Source organism: Microvirga zambiensis WSM3693 (genome assembly GCF_016735695.1).
GTDB classification, from domain to species: domain Bacteria; phylum Pseudomonadota; class Alphaproteobacteria; order Rhizobiales; family Beijerinckiaceae; genus Microvirga; species Microvirga zambiensis.
The window spans coordinates 63,300-81,716 of the sequence record NZ_JAERQD010000018.1; the positions used below are offsets into that span (position 1 = coordinate 63,300).

Sequence of the window (18,417 nt, forward strand, 5' to 3'; positions counted from 1 at the left end):
GAGGAAAACGCCATGACCCCCATTCGTCCGCGCCGCAGCGCGCTTTACATGCCCGGCTCCAATGCGCGGGCCATCGAGAAAGCCAAATCGCTCGCCGCGGACGTGGTGATCTTCGACCTCGAGGACGCGGTGGCGCCCGATGCGAAGGCCGAGGCGCGTGAGAAAGTCTGCGCCGCTGTGCAGGCGGGCGGCTACGGGAAGCGGGAATTGGTGATTCGCATCAACGCGCTCGACACGCCCTGGGGCGAGGCGGATCTCGCCGCGGCGATTGCTGCGGCGCCGGATGCGATCCTCGTGCCGAAGGTGTCTTCTGCCGAGCCGCTCGCGGCGGTCGGCCTGCGCCTGCGCAAATTCGGCGCAGCCGAGCGCACCCGGATCTGGGCCATGATCGAGACGCCGCTCGCGATCCTGCGGGCGGAATCGATCGCGAGTGCTGCGCACGACGTCGACACGCGCCTGTCCTGCTTCGTGATGGGCACGAACGACCTCGCCAAGGACACCCGCGCCCGCCTGCTGCCGGGCCGTGCGACGATGCTGCCCTGGCTGATGAGCGCGCTCGCTGCCGCGCGGGCGCACGGCATCGATATTCTCGACGGGGTCTACAACAGCCTGTCCGATGCGGAGGGTTTTCGCACCGAATGCGAGCAGGGCCGCGATTGCGGCTTCGACGGCAAGACGCTGATCCATCCGGACCAGATCGCCGCCGCCAACGAGATCTTCGCGCCCTCCGGCGGCGAGGTGGAGAATGCCCGCGCCATCGTGGCTGCTTTCGAGCAGCCGGAGAACGCTGGCAAGGGCGCGATCAGCCTCAACGGCCGCATGGTCGAGCGGCTGCACGCGGAAATGGCGAAGAGGACGTTGGCGCTGGCTGAGGCGATTGCGGGAAGAGGGGAGTGAGCGTCATCCCGGACGGCGAAGCCGATCCGGGATCGCATGCAGGACGAGGCGCTGGGACCCTCTCCCCCCTTGTGGGGGAGAGGTGGAGAGGGGGGTGCTGCGCAAGACTGGAACCAGCATGGCGCTCACACCCCCTCCCTAGCCCTCCCCCACAAGGAGGGAGGGGATACCCGCGCTACTCTCGTCCGACGATCCCGGATCGCCTGCAGCGTCCGGGATGACAGCGTCTTGAACGAACTCAATCCCCCAGCGGCCTTGCCTCTTCCGGCAGCATGATCGGGATGCCGTCGCGGATCGGGTAGGCGAGCTTGGCGCGGCGGCTGATCAGCTCCTGCCGGGCGGCGTCGTATTCAAGGGTTTCCTTGGTGAGCGGGCAGACGAGAAGCTCCAGGAGCTTGGGATCGATCCGCGTCGCCTCCACGGGCTGAGGCTCGTCGCTCGGGGTGGTCTCGGGCACCATCGTCGTTATTCCTAAGGTAGCTCGTCTATTGCAGGGTCGAGTCGGAGCCGGCGCCGCCGCGGGCGAGCTCGATCTCGGTGAGTGCGATCAGCACTTCCGCGCGGGTCTTGAGGTTCGGCGCCTCGAGCAGGGCCTGCTTCTCGCGCACGCCGAAGGGGCTCATCATGCAGAGCGCATTCACGAGCGCCTCGTTCGGCGCCTCCTCGATGCCGCGCCAATCGACCTTCACGTGCACCGCCTCGACGAAGTCGCGCAGGGCTTTCACCACGCCTGCCCGGTCAACCTCGTTCTCTCCGGCCCGCGCCGTGAAGTCGGAGCCGAAGGGCTCGAAACTCACGCGGCAGCGCCGGAAAAGATCGTTCTGCGCCAGCTCCTCCTCGATGCGGAAGCGCGCGACGCCGATCAGCGTGACGAGGTAGCGCCCATCCCCGGTTTCCGCGAGCTGCGTGATGCGCCCGGCGCAGCCGACCCGATAGAGCTTCGGGACTGTGGCATGGGAATCGTTGTCGGCATCGGGTTGCACCATGCCGATGACGCGCTCGCCCCTCAGCGCCTCATCCACCATCGCCAGATAGCGCGGCTCGAAGATGTTCAGGGGCATCTGGCCGCGCGGAAGCAGCAGCGCGCCGGGCAGGGGGAAAACCGGGATGACCGACGGGCAATCCTCCGGCCCTCGGTATACCGCGTTCATTCCCATCCGGATCTCCCAAAGCGCTTATGGCGTCAAGAGAACAGGAGCGAGGAGAGCCTCCGCCGTCCTGCCAGCGTCATCGCATCCGTCGGGCCCCAGGCCTCGAAGAACTGGACGAGCTGCTTGCGTGCGCCGTCCTCGTTCCAATTGCGGTCGCGGCGGACGATTTCAAGGAGGTGATTGGCTGCTTCTTCGCGTCTTCCACGGGCGTTCAGGCCGACGGCGAGATCGAACCGGGCCTGATGGTCCGCGGGATCGGCCTCGATCCGGCGCTGCAGATCCGCGAGGTCGCCCAGCGAGCCCGCCTGTTCGGCGAGCTCGAGCGCCGCCCGCGCGCCGGCAATGGCCGGATCGTTGGCCTTGGTCTCCGGCGCCATGGCGAGGAAGCTCTTCGCGCCCTCGAGATCGCCCACTTCCACATGGAGCTTCACGAGGGCGGCAAGGGCCGCCACGTTTTCCGGGTCCTGGGCGAGGACGCCGGAATAGAGCTCGGCCGCTCCGCCGATATCGCCCTCCGCCGCCAGCCCGTCGGCCTCGGCCAGCAGTTCATCCACCGCGCTCGGCCCGAGCGGCCCGACGAGGCGCTCGATGAAGCCCTTGATCTGGCTTTCCGGCAGGGCGCCCATGAAGCCGTCCACTGGCTGGCCGCGCTGGAAGGCGAAGACGGCGGGGATCGACTGCACGCCGAGCTGGCCGGCGATCTGCGGGTGCTCGTCGATGTTCATCTTGACGAGCTTCACCTTGCCGCCGGCGGCGCGCACGGCCTTTTCCAGGATCGGGGTGAGCTGCTTGCAGGGCCCGCACCAGGGCGCCCAGAAATCCACCAGCACCGGCTGCTGCATGGATTCGGTCAGCACGTCCTGGCGGAACGTCGCCGTGGTGGTGTCCTTCACGAGATCGTCGGAGGGAACGGGATTGTCGGAGAGCATGCGATCCTCGAAAAGTGAGAGTCGTGGAAGGAACGATCCCTAAATGGGAGCTTGAGCGTCGGCTGGCAATTCCGCCGCCGGCTCCGGCAGGCGCAAGATGAGCGGATCGTGCCCCGTGGCGTGCAGGAACGCCATCAGATCCTCCCGCGACACGCCGGTGGTCATGGAATTGATCAGCGGGTGAAAGTTCACCCGCTCATGTTCCATCAGGTTTGCGTCGAGCACCATCGTCACCCTGCCTTCCGTATCGTTCACCACCGCGAAGGCGGTGACTGAGCCGGGCTCGACCCCGAGCAGGGCGCGCAGCTGCTCGGCCGAGCCGAAGGACAGGCGGCCCGTGGCGCCGATGGCCGCGTGCGTCCGCTTGAGGTCGATTTCGGTGTCGTGCTTGGCGGAGATCAGGAAGAAGCGACCCTTCTTGTCCTTCACGAACAGGTTCTTGGAATGGGCGCCCGGCACCTGCTCCTTGACCGATTTCGATTCGGCCACGGTAAAGACCGGCGCGTGCTCCACGGTCTCGGCCTTGATGCCGAGCGAGGACAGGCGATCCAGAAGTTCCTGCGGGGAGAGATGGGTCAAGGCGAACCTCCAAATCTTGCTTGGGCTTCTAGCGACCGGATGAAGCAGGCTCAAGGGCAGGCTCAAGGGTTTGCCGGAAAAGTTCTGCCCGCCCCTCTTGCAAAGCGCCGCGATTTCGGGCACATCACGGGCCTCGCAACGGCGCCTCGGCGTCGCGGAGCGCGGGTGTAGCTCAGGGGTAGAGCACAACCTTGCCAAGGTTGGGGTCGAGGGTTCGAATCCCTTCGCCCGCTCCAATTTCCAGAACCCACTGGAACTCCAAAAACCGCCTTCGGGCGGTTTTTTGCTGTCTGGCCCAGAGCATCGGATCCAAAAGCGGACCCGCTTTTGGGATCTCATCCGATGCTCCGCACTATCCTTGCTTCATTCGGCTCGTTTCGAGGCGAGCAGGGGGATCGGCAGCGCGTTCGACCGCTTCACCTGTCCCAGGGCGAAACTCGACTCGATCGAGGCCACGCCGTCGAGACGCGTCAGCTTATCCTTGATGAAGCGTTCGTAGGACTCGAGATCGCCCACTACGATCCGCAGCAGATAGTCCCTCTGCCCGGTCATCAGATAGCAATCGACCACCTCCGGCCAGCGCGCGACCGCCTGCGAGAAGCGGTCGAGATCGTCCTCCCGCTGCCGTTCCAGCTTGACCGACGCAAAGACGCTGATCGGCAGCCCGACCTTGGCCTGGTCGATCACGGCCACATAGCCCTTCACGATCCCGGCCTCCTCCAGCAGGCGCACGCGCCGCGCACAGGGAGAGGGCGAGAGGCCCACCCGGTCGGCCAGTTGCTGGGCCGTCATGCGACCGTCAGCCTGCAACGCGGCCAGGATGCGGCGGTCGATATCGTCGAGCTTGCGATCTGCCATGATTCACCAAATACGCAGTCAAAATTGGTGAAATGAGTTAAAATAATCCGCGCAAGACCGTCAATTTGATCTCGTCTGCCAAGCACCCCGCGTTAGACTTCTCCCAAGAATTGGGAGGAAGCCATGGCCGACGCACGGCACCTGAGCATTCTGAAGGAACTCGAGCGCAAGGTGCTCTGGCTCTCGACCTGGACGATCCACAACGCCAATCACCTGCGGTCCAACGAGGACGGCTTGAAGATCGGCGGGCATCAGGCCTCCTCGGCCTCGCTCTCGACGATCCTGACGGCGTTGTATTTCTCCGGCTTGCGGCCGGAGGACCGGGTGGCGGTGAAGCCTCATGCCAGCCCGATCTATCACGCGATCCAATATCTCTTCGGGCGCCAGACCCGCGAGAAGCTGGAGAATTTCCGCGGCTACAAGGGTGCGCAATCCTATCCCTCCCGCACCAAGGACGTGGACGACGTCGATTTCTCGACCGGCTCGGTCGGCCTCGGCGTGGCGCAGACGCTGTTTGCCAGCCTGGTGCAGGATTACGTCAAGGCCCATGGCTGGGCCAAGGACCTGCCCGAAGGCCGCATGATCTCCCTCGTGGGCGATGCGGAGATGGACGAGGGCAACATCTTCGAGGCGCTGCTCGAGGGCTGGAAGCACGGCATCCGCAACACGTGGTGGATCATCGACTACAACCGCCAGAGCCTCGACGCGGTGATCCGCGAGGGCCTGTGGGAGCGCTTCGAGTCGCTCTTCCGCAATTTCGGCTGGGAGGTGGTGATCCTCAAGCACGGCGCGCTGATGCAGGCGGCCTTCAAGGAGCCCGGCGGAGAGCGTCTGCGGGACTGGATCGATTCCTGCCCGAACCAGCTCTATTCCGCGCTGACCTATCAGGGCGGCGCCGCCTGGCGCAAGCGCCTGCTCGACGACCTCGGCGATCAGGGCCCGGTGACGCGGCTGATCGAGAAGCGCTCGGACGAGGAACTGGCGCAGCTCATGTCCAATCTCGGCGGCCACGACCTGCCGAGCCTGCTCGACGCCTTCGAGAAGGCGAGAGAGCACGACCGTCCGGTCTGCTTCCTCGCCTATACGATCAAGGGCGTCGGCCTGCCGCTCGCCGGCCACAAGGACAACCATTCCGGTCTGCTGACGCCGGGCCAGATGGAAGCCTGGCAGAAGACGCAAGGGGTGCGTCCCGGCCATGAATGGGACAAGTTCGAGGGCTTGAAGACCCCGCAGGCCGAGATCGAGAGGTTCCTGGCCGAAGTGCCCTTCGTCCAGAAGGGCACGAGGCGCTACGCCGCGCCGCAGGTGCCGGTGCCGGAGCGGCTTTCCTTCCCGGCCAATCCCGCCATGTCGACCCAGCAGGGCTTCGGGTTCATCCTCAACGAGCTCGCCCGCTCCGACGAGGCGCTAGCCTCCCGCATTGTCACCACGGCGCCCGACGTGACGGTCTCGACCAATCTCGGCGCCTGGGTCAACCGGCGCGGCCTGTTCGCCCGCGAAAGCCTGGTCGACACCTTCAAGAAGGAGCGCATTCCCTCGACCTACAACTGGGAATTCTCGCCGGGGGGCCAGCATATCGAGCTCGGCATCGCCGAGATGAACCTGTTTATCCTGCTCTCGGCGCTCGGCCTCTCGCATTCCCTCTTCGGCGAGCGGATCCTGCCCATCGGCACGCTCTACGACCCGTTCATCTATCGCGGCGCCGATGCGCTGAACTATGCCTGCTATCAGGATGCCCGCTTCATGATCGTCGCCACGCCCTCGGGTGTGACGCTGGCGCCGGAGGGCGGCGCGCATCAATCCATCGGCACGCCGCTCGTCGGCATGGCGCAGGATGGCCTGGCCTCCTTCGAACCCGCTTTCGTCGACGAGCTCGCCGTGATCATGCGCTGGGCCTTCGACTACTTGCAGCGCGACGGCGAGGGCGAGGCGGACGAGCAGACCTGGCTGCGCGACGAGACCGGCGGCTCGGTTTACTTACGCCTGTCGACCCGCAGCCTCGAGCAGCCGCAGCGCGCGATGACGCCGGAGCTCGCCTCCGACATCAGGGCCGGCGCCTATTGGCTCAGGAAGCCCGGGCCGAACGCCCAGGTCGTCGTCGCCTATACCGGCGCCGTGGCGCCGGAAGCGATCGAGGCGGTCGGGCTCATGGCCGAGGACCGGCGCGACATCGGGCTGTTGGCCATCACCTCGGCCGACCGGCTCAATGCCGGCTGGACGGCGGCGCAGCGCGCCCGCGAACGCGGCCTCGTCCATGCCCGTTCACATGTGGAACGCCTGCTCGGCGACGTGCCGCCCCATTGCGGGCTGATCACCGTCATCGACGGCCATCCGGCGACGCTCGCCTGGATGGGCTCGGTCATGGGCCACCGCACGCGCTCATTGGGTGTGGAGCATTTCGGCCAGACCGGCACGATCAAGGACCTCTACCGCCATTTCGGCATCGACGCCCATGGCATCATCGCCGCCGCCGAGATGATCGCCCCCGGCCGGCCGATCCGGCATTTGCGGGCGGTGTGATGAAAGCGGTTCGGCGCCTACAGGAGATTTCTCTGACCTCATCCTGAGGAGCAGCGCAGCTGCGTCTCGAAGGAGGATCAAGTGCTCACTGGAGGCGCCCTCGTCCTTCGAGACGCCGCCTGCGGCAGCCCTCAGGATGAGGGCTTAGGGGTATGGTCAAACTCTCAGGCCTGCCCAGCTCTCAGCGCCACCGTCGCGACGCCGGCGCCGATCAGGAGGCTGCCGCCGGTGCGGTTGATCACGCGCATGGTCCGCGGGCTCTGCACCACGCTGCGGGCCCGCGAGGCGATCAGGGCGTAGGTGATCACGTTCGCGAAGGCGAGGGTGAGGAAGGTCGCTCCGAACAAGCCGATCTGCGGCAGGAAATCCGACTTCGGGTCGATGAACTGCGGCAGGAAGGCGATGAAGAAGGTCAGGCCCTTCGGGTTGAGCGCCGTGACGAGCCAGGCATGGCCCAGCATCTTCAGCGCGGAGACGGCATCCGTGCGCGGCTTGGCGTCGAGCGCTCCGCCGGCCCGCCAGAGCTTGATCCCGAGCCAGACCAGATAGGCGGCACCGCACCATTTCAGCACGGTGAACAGGCTGGCCGAGGCCGCAAGCACCGCGCCTAACCCCAGGAGCGACAGGCTCATGGCGGTGAAATCCCCGAGCGCCACGCCGACCGCCATGGGCAGGGCGGTGCGCCAGCCCTGTCCCAGGGCATAGGAGACGACGAGAAGGATCGTCGGACCCGGAATGACGAGCAGCACGGCGGAGGCGGCGGTGAAGGCGAGCCAAGTCTCGAGCGTCATGGTATTTCCCTGTTTGGTCGCGCCATGCAGCCACAGAACCTCATTCCTGTCGAGGGCATCGCCCCTGCCGGGAAGCGGCAAAGCAGCGCTTGCAGAGACCCAGGACGGTTCTGGATTTGCCGGTACGGGCCAAGGCGTGCTAACCGCGAGCCAGCCAAAGCAACAGATTCAGAAAAAGATTTAGGCAGAGCATGGCCCGTGAAAGCCTCCTCCGGGGCGATACCCTTCCGCTGATCCGCCGCCTGTGGCGGGACTGGATGCGTCCGCACGCAAAGACGCTGGCCCTGGTGCTGCTGCTCGTGGTGCTGGTCTCCGGCGCGACGGGCCTCTATCCGGTGTTGATCAAGGCCGCCTTCGATGCTTTCGACGCCAAGGATGCGCAGGCCATCGCGCTGGCGCCGCTCTTCGTGATCGCGGTCACCTCCGTGAAGGGCTTCTCGCTGCTCGCGCTGACGATCCTCACCAACAAGGTGGTGACGCGGATCGAGGCCGACATGCAGACGGCGCTCTACGGCCACATGATCGAGGCGGATCTCGCCCAGATCGGACGCGAGAGCCCGGCCGCGCTGACCCAGCGCTTCACCACGGATTTCGCCTTCATCCGGGAGGCGCTCACCCGCCTCTCCACCGTGTTCCTGCGCGAGATCACCACGATCATCGCCCTGATCGGGGCGATGCTGTGGATCGACCCGGTCCTGACGATCGTGGCAGCCGTCATCGCGCCTTTCTTCGCCTATCCCGTCAACAAGATCGGCCGCAAACTGCGCCGGGTCGCGATCTCGACCCAGGAACAGTCGGGATTGATGGCGAGCCTCATCACCGAGAGCCTCGCCGGCACCCGGATCGCCAAGACCTACGGGCTCGAGCGCTATCTCAAGGCGAAGGCGGCCAAGACCTTCGACGACGTGCGCGCCCTGAAGATGAAGGCCGCCAATGCCCGCGGGCGGATGGATCCCATCCTCGAGACCGGCGGCGGCCTTGCGGTCGCCATCGTGCTCGTTCTGATCGGGCACCGGATTCTGTCCGGCGGCAGCACGGTCGGCGATTTCACCGGCTTCGTCACCGCCCTCGTCATGGCGGCGCAGCCAGTCCGGGCCCTCGGCAACCTCAACGCCATCGTTCAGGAAGCGGCCGCCGCGCTCCAGCGCACCTTCGCGATCATGGACGAGACGCCGCGCATCCAGGACAGGCCCGATGCCAGGCCGCTCAAGCTCTCGGGCGGCGAGATCCGGTTCACGAATCTCTCCTTCTCCTATGACGGCGAGGCGGTCGCCCTCGACCGCGTCAATCTGGTGGCCGAGGCCGGCGAGACCACGGCCCTCGTCGGCCGCTCCGGCTCGGGCAAGTCGACGCTGCTCGCCCTCGTGCCGCGCCTCTACGACGTCAACCAGGGTGCCGTCCTGATCGACGGGCAGGATGTGCGCGACGTGACCCTGGCGAGCCTGCGCCGCGACATCGCCGTGGTGAGCCAGGACGTGATTCTCTTCGACGACACGGTGCGGGCGAACATCGCCTTCGGGCGCCCGGACGCCACCGACGAGGAGATCGTGGACGCGGCCAAGGCCGCCGCGGCGCACGATTTCATCATGAGGCTGCCGGACGGCTACGACACGGTGGTCGGGCCCGGGGGCGGGCGGCTTTCCGGCGGCGAGCGCCAGCGGATTTCGCTCGCCCGCGCCTTTCTCAAGGACGCGCCGATCCTGCTCCTCGACGAGGCGACCAGCGCCCTCGATTCCGAATCGGAGCGCCTGGTGCAGGATGCCATCCGCCGCCTGATGAAGGGCCGCACCACCCTCGTCATCGCCCACCGGCTCTCGACCGTGCGCAATGCCGAGAAGATCGTGGTGATGGAGAACGGGCGCATCGCGGAGACGGGATCGCACGAGATTCTGATCGGCAGGGGCGGCACTTACGCCCGCCTGCATCGCCTGCAGTTGTCCGACGACGAGCCGAGCCTCGTGGCGTCGTCTTAAGGGCTCGGCCGACCATCACCTTCCCACGTCGTCACGTCCCCGGACTTGATCCGGGGATCGGTGCCGGTGATCTCGATTGCATGAAGCGCCGTGGTTCGAACGATCGGGATGGCCGGGACAAGCCCGGCCATGACGTGCAGAGGTTTTCCTGCCTGATTCTCAGGGTGGGCCTGCGCGCTATTCGCGCCGCATGATCCTGTCGACCAGCAGGCTCGACCAGAAGCTGGGACGGAAGTTCCGCTCCAGGGCCTCGGCGTCGTACCGGGTCTCGATCCAGGTCAGGAAGGGGATGCCCTTGGCCTCGCCTTCGCGGCGGTAGAGATCGAAGAACTCGTCGAGGATGCCCGTCTTCGAGAAGCGGAAATGGCCGTAGCGCATGGAGAGCTGGCGCTGGGCCTCGTCGATGGACCTGCCCTCGAAGACCACGAGGTAGAGGGCGGCGACGAAGCCGGCCCGGTCCGCGCCCGACTTGCAGTGCAGGACGGCCGGATACTCGATCCTGTCGAAGAATTCCTTGGCGGAGAGCAGCGTCTCCCGGTCCGGCGCTCCGCGGGAGCGGACGACGAATTCCTCCAGATGGATGCCGAGCCGCTCGCAGGCCTCCTTCTGGAGCTGCCAGGAGCCATGCTCGCGCCCGCCGCGCAGGTTGATGATCGTCCGCACGCCCTCGCTTTTAAGCGCGGCGATCTGATGTGGCGCCGGCTGGGCCGATCGCCACAGCTGGTCGGTGACCTGATGCTTGTTCAGGTAGAAGAGACGGAAGACCCCGTGATCGGCGACGAGCATGTGAGCCCAGGCACGCAGCCGCCCGGACAGCCCCTCCACAGGGCGATCCCAGCGCGCGATGCGGGCCATTCGGCGGGCATAGCGGATTTCAGGCTTGAGGAACCTGTTGAACACGTGGATCCGAGCAATCTGTCTTAAATGTAAGATAATTCGGTTTGGCCGAAGGCCGCCCTTATCGACGATGGCAGCCGATTAATCAATTGCTTAAGTCCCAAGTTGTTGCCGCAGGCGAAATTCGGGCCTTCGAATCGAAGCTGAGCCGGCAGATGCAACCAATCGGTTGCCGGTCTCTCGCCTCTCGTGTAAGGGGTGCCGTTCGAAACAACCCTCCTTGACGAAAAGAGCGGCTGGACACCGGGCCTTCGAAAGCTTGCCGGCGCTGGATCGTTGAGACCAACAAGCAGTTCAGGAGAGCGGCGTCATGTCGTCCACCTTCGAGACCGTCGCCGGCATCATTTCGGAAACCGCCGATATCCCGCGCGAGCAGATTACGCCCGAGAGCCACGCCATCGAGGATCTCGGCATCGATTCCCTTGCCTTCCTCGACATCGCCTTCGCCATCGACAAGGCCTTCGGGATCAAGCTGCCGCTCGAGCAGTGGACGCAGGAAGTGAACGAGGGCAAGGCCCCGGCCGAGGAATATTTCGTCCTGAAGAACCTCGTGTCGCGCATCGACGCGCTGGTTGCCGCCAAGCAGGCATAAGATACATCAATCATCCCGGCGGGCCGGCCGATCGAGGCCGGCTCGAAGAGGCGATCCATCAGCCCCTCCGCCTCATGGATTCTCTTCCCATTGAACCTGCCGGGAGCAAGAGGGTAAGAGAGCCGGATGCGCCTCGAATATTTCGAAATGATCGACCGGGTGACGAGCCTCGACCGCGATGCGAAGCGGATCGAAGCGTCCTCCACCGTTCCGCAGGACAGCCCCGTCTTCGAAGGGCATTTCCCCGGCCACCCCCTCGTGCCCGGCGTCCTTCTCACCGAGACCATGGCTCAGGCCTCCGGCTATCTCGTGCTGGGCCTGATGGGCTTCACCCACATGCCGTTCCTGATGGGCGTCGACAAGGCGCGCTTCCGCACCTTCGTAGGACCGGGTACGGTGCTCACCGTCACGGCGCAGCTGGAGCACGAGGGCTCGGGCTATGCGGTGACCAAGGCCAAGATCGCGGCCGAGGGCAAGCCGATCTGCGACGCGGAGCTGCGCTTCCGGATCATGCCCTTCCCGGAAGGCATGGACGGCCTGATGCGTGCGCAAGCCACGCGCATCGGCCTCCTCGAGGAGAATATTTGATGCGGGATGTGGTCATCACGGGCGTAGGTCTCGTCTCCAGCGCCGGAGAAGGCCTGGAGGCGCATCTGACGGCGCTGGCGAGCGGGGGCGCCTCGAACAGGGATGCGGAGACCTTCGCACCCTTCACCGTCAATCCAGTCGGCACCCTGGAATGGGACCGGCAGATCCCCAAGAAATCCGACCAGCGGCAGATGGAAGCCTGGCAGAGGCTCGGCTGCTATGCCGCGGGCCTCGCGCTCGATGCCGCAGGCGCCAAGGAGGATGCAGCCCTCAAGAGCCGCATGCAGCTCATCGTCGCTGCCGGCGGCGGCGAGCGCGACTACGCGGTCGACGGGCAGATCCTCACCGGCCTGGCGAAGGCCGAGAATCCCGGAATCTTCCTCAACGAGCGCCTGATGGGCGATCTGCGCCCCACGCTGTTTCTCGCGCAGCTCTCCAATCTCCTGGCAGGCAACATCTCCATCGTCCACGGCGTCACCGGAGCCTCGCGCACCTTCATGGGCGAGGAATCGAGCGGGGTCGATGCGATCCGCATCGCCCGCGAGCGCATCGCCTCGGGGCAGGACGACATCTTTCTGGTCGGCGGCGCCTACAATGCGGAGCGTCCCGACGTGCTGCTCATCTACGAGATGGGCGGGTTCCTCTGGAAGAAGCCCTATGCCTCCGTCTGGGAGCGCCCGGCGGATGGCGGCGGCATGATCCTCGGCTCGGGCGCCTGCTTCCTGGTTCTCGAATCCCGCGAGCATGCGACGGCGCGCGGCGCAAAGCCGCTGGCGGTTCTTGCCGGCGTCGCCTCCGACCGCTCACGCCGCAAGGCCGGCAGCGTCGAGGGAGCGCTCCACGCCCTGTCGAAGCAACTTGATGCGAAGCCAGATCTCGTGCTGTCCGGCGCCACCGGCATCAAGGGCATCACGGAAGAGGAGCAGGCGGCGCTCAAGGACATCGCGCCGAAGGCTGCCGTGCATGCCACCGGCGATCTCGTGGGCCATACGCTCGAGGCCCAGGCTGCCACGGGCGTCGCGCTCGCCGCAGGGCTGATCGCTGGGGGCAAGGCCGGCGAGGCGCTCGTGACCTCCGTCGGCCATTGGCGCGGCGAAGGCGCCATCCGCATCACCAAAGCTTGAGGAAGAAGGCAATGGCGCTTCGCGATCAACAGGGCCGTCCCCTCGTCGCCGTCACCGGCATGGGCGTGGTCACGTCCCTCGGCCAGGGCAAGGACGACACCTGGGCCGCCCTAACGGCCGGCAAATCCGGCATCCACCGCATCAACCGCTTCCCCACGGAAGGCCTGCGCACCACGATCGCAGGCACCATCGACTCGGTCGAGGTGGAGCCCTTCTGCGCGCCGATGCTCTCCGAGCGCCTCGCCATGCTGGCGGCGGAGGAGGCGGTGGGCCAGTCGGGCCTCGCCCAGGAGGACTTCCCGGGCGCACTCTTCATCGCCGTGCCGCCGGTCGAGATGGAATGGCCGCAGCGCGAGGCCTTGGCCGAAGCGTCGGGCCAGACCGGCGAAGTCACCTACAAGGATCTTCTCCAGGCGGCGGCCACGGGCCGCTTCAAGCCCTGGCACGATCTGTTCATCTTCGGCACGGTGGCCGACCGGGTCGCCGACCGCTTCGGCACCAAGGGCTCGCCGATCTCGCTGTCCACCGCCTGCTCGTCCGGCGCCACCGCGATCCAGCTCGGCGTCGAGGCGATCCGCCGCGGCGAGACGCAGGCGGCGCTCTGCATCGGCACCGACGGTTCGGTCAATCCGGAATCGCTCATCCGCTTCTCGCTGCTCTCGGCGCTCTCGACCCAGAACGAGAACCCGGAAGGCGCGTCGAAGCCCTTCTCCAAGAACCGCGACGGCTTCGTCATGGGAGAGGGGGGTGCTGCGCTCGTGCTGGAGAACGCGGAGAGCGCAAAGGCGCGCGGCGCGACAATCCTCGGCTATGTGCTCGGCTGCGGCGAGAAGGGCGACGGCTTCCACCGAACCCGCTCCTCGCCGGACGGCATGCCCGCGATCACGGCGATCCGCCAGGCTCTCGACGACGCCGGCCTCGCGCCGGACGATATCGACTATATCAATGCTCACGGCACCTCGACGCCGGAGAACGACAAGATGGAGGCCATGAGCTGCACCGCCGTGTTCGGCGAGCGCATGGCCAATCTTCCGATCTCCTCGAACAAGTCGATGATCGGCCACACGCTCACCGCCGCCGGCGCTGTCGAGGCGGTGATGTCGCTCCTGACGCTCGGGACGGGCCGCATTCCGCCGACGATCAATTATCAGGTGCCGGATCCCGCAATTCCCCTCGACGTGGTGCCGAACGTGGCGCGCGATGCGAGCGTGAATTACGTGCTCTCGAATTCCTTCGGCTTCGGCGGCCAGAACACCTGCCTCGTCTTCGGGGCCGAGCCGAAAGGAGCTTGAGACCATGACCCGCATTCTCGTCACCGGCGGCGGTAAAGGCGTCGGCGCGGCCATCGTGCGGGCTCTCGTGGCCGCCGGCCACGATGTCGATTTCACTTATCGCTCGTCCGGAGACGCCGCGAAGGCGCTGGCCGACGAGCTGATGCAGGCCAATCCCGGCCGCACCATCAAGGCGCATGAGGTCGATCTCGCCGACAAGGCCGCGCTCGAAGCCTTCTGCGAGGGCATCGAAGGCGAGAGCTTTTTCGGGCTCATCCACAACGCCGGCCAGCCCTATGACGCGCTCGCCGCCATGATGCAGCAGGACAAGGCCGAGGCGGCCATGCAGGTGAACTTCTGGTCGCTCACCCGCATCGCCAAGGCGCTCATGCGCGGCATGATCCGCGCGAAGGCCGGCCGCATCGTCGCCATCGGCTCGGTGGCCGCGCTCCAGGGCAATCCGGGCAATGCCGCCTATGCCGCCTCCAAGGGCGCCCTGATCTCCTATTGCCGCACGCTTTCCGTGGAGACCGCCAAGCGCAATGTGACGGTCAACGTGATTGCGCCGGGCTTCATCGACACGGACATGATGGCGCCCTACGCGGCCTACCGCGACAACATGGAAAAGCAGATCCCGGCCGGACGCTTCGCCAAGCCGGAAGAGATCGCCGGCCTCGCCGCCTTCCTCATGAGCGAACCCGCCGCCTACATCACCGGCACGGTGCTCCCCATCGACGGCGGGCTCACCTCGATGCTCGGCGTACATCGGTGACCATGAGTGTCGTCCCGGACGCCGCAGGCGATCCGGGATCGCGCAAACCAGCTTGGCACTGTCATCACCGGCCTTGTGCCGGCGATCTCGATCCGGGAGGCGCCGCGCTCTGCTGCGTCGGGATGGCCGGGACGAGCCCGGCCATGACGTGAACAGGACCGGCCGGACAGCATCGTCACGTCCTGCTGGAATGCCCGGAGCTTGCCATTCACCCGCTCGCCCTTTAAGCCGCCGGAAAAGAATTTCTCCGTGACCGCTGCGCTTTGAGACGCAAGCGGAAACGCGATCAGGATTGGCTTTCATGCGCTCCCTACAACTCTTCGGCGACCGTGACCTTCGCATCACCGAGATGGAGGCGCCTCCTCCTCCCGCTCCCGGCGAGGTGCAGGTGCGGGTGAAGGCGCTGGCGCTGAACTATCTCGATGTCTGGGGCTTTCGCGGCATGGCCTTCGCCAAGCGCAAGATGCCGCAGGCCGTCGGCGTCGAGGCCTCGGGTGAGATCGCCGCGGTGGGCGAGGGCGTCACGCGCTTCAAGGCGGGCGACCCGGTGACCATGTACGGCGCCGAGACCTGCGGCCATTGCAAGGCCTGCCTGAAGGGCTGGGACAATCTGTGCGAGAATGTCGCCGGCATCATGGGCTTCCATATCGACGGCTTCGCCCGCGAACTGATCAACCGGCCCGAACGCCTCGTCATCCCGGTGCCGAAGGGCGTGTCCTTCGAGCAGGCTGCCTGCGCGCCGATCGGCTTCGGCACCGTGCAGCACATGCTGTTCGACAACGCGAAGCTGGAACCGGGCGAGTCGATCCTCGTCCACGCGGGCGGCTCCGGCATCGGCACCGCGGCGATCAAGATGGCCAAGGCCATCGGCTGCACGGTCTATACGACGGTGGGCGACGACGAGAAGGGCGAGAAGGCGAAGGCGCTCGGCGCCGATTACGTGGTCAATTACCGCACCGAGCGCTTCGAGGGCGAAGTGCGGCGGCTCACCAAGCGCAAGGGCGTCGACGTGGTGTTCGAGCATGTGGGCGCCGAGACCTGGAACGGCTCGCTACTGTGCCTCAAGCGCGGCGGACGCCTCGTCACCTGCGGCTCGACCTCGGGCGTCTCCACCACCATGAACCTGATGCAGCTCTTCCAGCAGCAATACCGGATTTTCGGGTCCTTCGGCTGCCGGATCGAGAACATCGCGCAGTCGCTGGAGAAGATGGCCGGCGGCATGACCCCGGTGATCGATGCGGTTTTCCCGCTGGACGAATTCCGACAAGGCTTGGAGCGGCTCGAGGGCCGCAAGGTCTTCGGCAAAGTGGTCGTGACGTTCTGACTGCAAGTCTGGCGCATCAAGCTCTGCGGAACTTATTCTGAGAGTCTGGCTCATAAAGGGTTTCTGCCCCCTGAGCCCTCATCCTGAGGGCCGCCGCAGGCGGCGTCTCGAAGGACGAGGGCGCTTCCAGTGCACTCTGGATCCTCCTTCGAGACGATCGCTTCGCGATCTCCTCAGGATGAGGTCAGAGATTGATGAGCCAGCCTCTCAGCATGAGAGCCGTGGGAGACAGCAGGAAAGCGAGCCGATCTCTGGTAAAAGGGTCGCGCCATCAGTCCTTGACTAAACCGCCTCCTCGCGAAATGACGCGGGGACTTTTCTTTTCAGGCCAGGATTTCTCCGACGTGCACAAGCCCCACCGTTCCCGCAACCTCGTCTCGCGCTTCCTCGGAACGGTCATGGTCGGCTTTGTGCGCGGCGTCTTCGCCTTCTCGCGGGCACTCGGGCCCGAGCGCTCGGGTGCGGTGGGGGCGGCGCTTGCCCGCTGGATCGGCCCGCTGCTGAAGCCGCACCGGACGGCGCTCGCCAATATCCGCGCCGCCTATCCGGAGAAGCCGGAGGCCGAGGTCAAGGCCATCGCGCGCGCCGCCTGGGACAATCTCGGCCGCACCGGCGGCGAGTATCCGCATCTCGGCCGCCTGTTCGATTTCGATCCCGAGGGCACGATTCCCGGCCGCACCGAGGTCGACGGCATCGACCACTTCCTCAGCCTGAGGGACGACGGCAAGCCGGGGATCATCTTCTCGTCCCATCTGGCGAACTGGGAGCTGCCCGCCATCTGCGCCGCGCGCTTCGGGCTCGATGCCACGGCGGTGTTCCGCGCCCCTAACGATCCGGCCATCGGGCGCGTCCTGCACGAGATCCGCAGCGAGACCATGGGCAGCCTGGAGGCGGCCCGCCAGGGCGCAGCCTTCGCCATGCAGGGGGCGCTGGAGAAGGGCGGCCATCTCGGCATGCTCATCGACCAGCATTTCACCCGCGGCGTGATCGTCAACTTCATGGGCCGCCCGGCCCTGGTGAACCCGATCCTGGGAAAGTTCGCCCGCCGCTTCGACTGCCCGGTCCATGGGGTGCGGGTCATCCGCCTCCCGAACCACCGCTTCCGCCTGCAGCTCACGCCGCCTCTCGACCTGCCGCGCGATCCCGACGGACAGATCAACGTGCAGGGCGCCATGCAGGCCATGACTTCGGTGGTGGAGGAGTGGGTGCGGGAATATCCCGAGCAATGGCTGTGGATGCATCGGCGCTGGCGCGTGCCTGCCAAAGCATAAGACCCAAAAGTGGAATCGGCTTTTGGGATCTGATCCGATGCTCTACTTTTTCGCACGATGTTCTGGCGCTCAAGGTAACGTGAGTTTCCCTTCCGCCCGATTTCGTGTTCCATGGCGGCCATCATGGCGTCCCGTTTGACACTGACCCTGGCGGCCCTCGGCTTGGCCGCCCTCCTGCAGCCTGTCCTCCCCCAGACTGCCTTGGCGGATCCGCCGCGCGCGGTTGTCGAGCTCTTCACGAGCCAGGGCTGCTCCTCCTGCCCGCCGGCCGACGCGCTGCTGGTGGAATATTCCCGTCAGCCGGACATCATCGCCCTGTCCCTGCCGGTCAATTACTGGGATTATCTCGGCTGGAAGGACACGCTCGCCCATGTGGCCTTCACCGAGCGGCAGAAGGCCTATGCTCACGGCCGCAGCGACCGGCAGGTCTTCACGCCGCAGATGATCGTCAATGGCAAGAAATCCTGCATCGGCTCCGACCGGGCTCAGATCGAGAAGGCCATCCAATACACATCGAAGGGCCGCAAGGCCCTTCCGGTCACGGTCAATCTGAGCGAGCAGAACGGCACGGTGACGATCGCTGTCGAGGAGACCCCCGACACGACGCAGCGCGAGGGGGAAATCTGGGTTCTGCCTGTCCTGAGGGAGCAGACGGTGCCGATCGAACGCGGCGAGAATCGCGGCAAGACGATCACCTATGCCAATGTGGTGCGCGGGTTGAACCGCCTCGGCGAATGGCGCGGCGGTGCCGCCCGCTTCGAGGTTTCGGTCGAGACGGCGCGTAAAGGCGGCGACGCCTATGTGGTGCTGCTGCAGAGCACCGATGCGGAAAAGCCGGGCGTCATCCTGGGTGCCGCGAAGGGCCCCGGATTCTAGAGCA

Annotated in this window: 18 protein-coding genes and 1 tRNA gene; 12 read left to right on the top strand and 7 right to left on the bottom strand. The window is 66.1% G+C overall.

What is annotated here, in order from left to right:
• The first annotated feature begins 12 nt into the window (after positions 1-12).
• Complete coding sequence (locus JKL46_RS15400; RefSeq protein ID WP_201834324.1) at positions 13-897, top strand: HpcH/HpaI aldolase/citrate lyase family protein; 885 nt, start codon at positions 13-15, stop codon at positions 895-897.
• A 238-nt stretch (positions 898-1,135) separates the two neighbouring features.
• On the opposite strand, the gene JKL46_RS15405 is transcribed toward JKL46_RS15400, so the two are convergent.
• Genes JKL46_RS15405 through JKL46_RS15420 form a run of 4 tightly spaced genes read right to left on the bottom strand, consistent with a single transcriptional unit; the run spans position 1,136 to position 3,556 of the window.
• Complete coding sequence (locus JKL46_RS15405) at positions 1,136-1,357, bottom strand: Trm112 family protein (protein WP_201834326.1); 222 nt, start codon at positions 1,355-1,357, stop codon at positions 1,136-1,138.
• A 25-nt stretch (positions 1,358-1,382) separates the two neighbouring features.
• Positions 1,383-2,054, bottom strand: coding sequence for an LON peptidase substrate-binding domain-containing protein (locus tag JKL46_RS15410; RefSeq protein ID WP_201834328.1), 672 nt, complete (start codon positions 2,052-2,054; stop codon positions 1,383-1,385).
• Positions 2,055-2,080: 26 nt separating this feature from the next.
• On the bottom strand, positions 2,081-2,977 hold the full coding sequence (gene trxA, locus JKL46_RS15415) for a thioredoxin (RefSeq protein ID WP_201834330.1): 897 nt from the start codon (positions 2,975-2,977) through the stop codon (positions 2,081-2,083).
• A 39-nt stretch (positions 2,978-3,016) separates the two neighbouring features.
• Positions 3,017-3,556, bottom strand: coding sequence for a prolyl-tRNA synthetase associated domain-containing protein (locus JKL46_RS15420; protein WP_201834332.1), 540 nt, complete (start codon positions 3,554-3,556; stop codon positions 3,017-3,019).
• A gap of 161 nt (positions 3,557-3,717) precedes the next feature.
• On the opposite strand from JKL46_RS15420, the gene JKL46_RS15425 reads away from it, so the two are divergent.
• Positions 3,718-3,792: transfer RNA gene (locus tag JKL46_RS15425), tRNA-Gly, on the top strand.
• A gap of 127 nt (positions 3,793-3,919) precedes the next feature.
• On the opposite strand, the gene JKL46_RS15430 is transcribed toward JKL46_RS15425, so the two are convergent.
• Positions 3,920-4,414 carry an Lrp/AsnC family transcriptional regulator gene (locus JKL46_RS15430; protein ID WP_201834334.1) on the bottom strand — a complete coding sequence of 165 codons (495 nt, stop codon included), beginning with the start codon at positions 4,412-4,414 and terminating at the stop codon, positions 3,920-3,922.
• A gap of 123 nt (positions 4,415-4,537) precedes the next feature.
• On the opposite strand from JKL46_RS15430, the gene JKL46_RS15435 reads away from it, so the two are divergent.
• Entirely contained in the window at positions 4,538-6,934 is a 2,397-nt protein-coding gene (locus tag JKL46_RS15435) for a transketolase-like TK C-terminal-containing protein (protein ID WP_201834336.1), read from the top strand.
• Between the two features lie 164 nt (positions 6,935-7,098).
• Here the strand turns inward: JKL46_RS15435 and JKL46_RS15440 are convergent, their stop codons facing one another.
• Positions 7,099-7,725 (bottom strand): LysE family translocator, encoded by a 627-nt coding sequence (locus tag JKL46_RS15440; protein ID WP_201834338.1) that lies wholly within the window; start codon positions 7,723-7,725, stop codon positions 7,099-7,101.
• A gap of 191 nt (positions 7,726-7,916) precedes the next feature.
• On the opposite strand from JKL46_RS15440, the gene JKL46_RS15445 reads away from it, so the two are divergent.
• A complete protein-coding gene (locus JKL46_RS15445) occupies positions 7,917-9,698 on the top strand; it encodes an ABC transporter ATP-binding protein (protein WP_201834340.1) in 1,782 nt (593 codons plus the stop codon).
• Between the two features lie 177 nt (positions 9,699-9,875).
• Here JKL46_RS15445 and JKL46_RS15450 read toward each other — a convergent pair whose 3' ends face one another.
• The gene (locus JKL46_RS15450; protein ID WP_201834342.1) at positions 9,876-10,598 is read right to left on the bottom strand and encodes a fused DSP-PTPase phosphatase/NAD kinase-like protein; all 723 of its coding nucleotides are present in this window, start codon (positions 10,596-10,598) and stop codon (positions 9,876-9,878) included.
• Positions 10,599-10,905: 307 nt separating this feature from the next.
• Between JKL46_RS15450 and JKL46_RS15455 the strand changes: the two genes are divergently transcribed.
• The 8 genes from JKL46_RS15455 (at position 10,906) to JKL46_RS15490 (ending at position 18,413) form a co-directional block, all read left to right on the top strand.
• The gene (locus tag JKL46_RS15455) at positions 10,906-11,187 is read left to right on the top strand and encodes an acyl carrier protein (RefSeq protein ID WP_099510087.1); all 282 of its coding nucleotides are present in this window, start codon (positions 10,906-10,908) and stop codon (positions 11,185-11,187) included.
• Positions 11,188-11,313: 126 nt separating this feature from the next.
• Positions 11,314-11,775, top strand: coding sequence for a 3-hydroxyacyl-ACP dehydratase FabZ family protein (locus JKL46_RS15460; protein ID WP_201834344.1), 462 nt, complete (start codon positions 11,314-11,316; stop codon positions 11,773-11,775).
• Positions 11,775-12,899, top strand: coding sequence for a beta-ketoacyl-ACP synthase (locus JKL46_RS15465; protein ID WP_201834346.1), 1,125 nt, complete (start codon positions 11,775-11,777; stop codon positions 12,897-12,899). The genes JKL46_RS15460 and JKL46_RS15465 overlap by 1 nt, the downstream gene beginning before the upstream one ends.
• 11 nt (positions 12,900-12,910) lie before the next feature.
• On the top strand, positions 12,911-14,191 hold the full coding sequence (locus tag JKL46_RS15470; protein ID WP_201834348.1) for a beta-ketoacyl-ACP synthase: 1,281 nt from the start codon (positions 12,911-12,913) through the stop codon (positions 14,189-14,191).
• 4 nt (positions 14,192-14,195) lie between these two features.
• Complete coding sequence (locus JKL46_RS15475; RefSeq protein ID WP_201834350.1) at positions 14,196-14,942, top strand: SDR family NAD(P)-dependent oxidoreductase; 747 nt, start codon at positions 14,196-14,198, stop codon at positions 14,940-14,942.
• A 301-nt stretch (positions 14,943-15,243) separates the two neighbouring features.
• Positions 15,244-16,266, top strand: a complete 1,023-nt coding sequence (locus JKL46_RS15480) for a zinc-binding dehydrogenase (RefSeq protein WP_201834352.1) — start codon at positions 15,244-15,246, stop codon at positions 16,264-16,266.
• Between the two features lie 344 nt (positions 16,267-16,610).
• Positions 16,611-17,537: a lipid A biosynthesis lauroyl acyltransferase gene (locus JKL46_RS15485; protein WP_343074063.1), complete on the top strand. Its 927-nt coding sequence runs from the start codon at positions 16,611-16,613 to the stop codon at positions 17,535-17,537.
• Between the two features lie 123 nt (positions 17,538-17,660).
• Positions 17,661-18,413 (top strand): DUF1223 domain-containing protein, encoded by a 753-nt coding sequence (locus JKL46_RS15490; RefSeq protein ID WP_201834354.1) that lies wholly within the window; start codon positions 17,661-17,663, stop codon positions 18,411-18,413.
• Positions 18,414-18,417 lie beyond the last annotated feature (4 nt).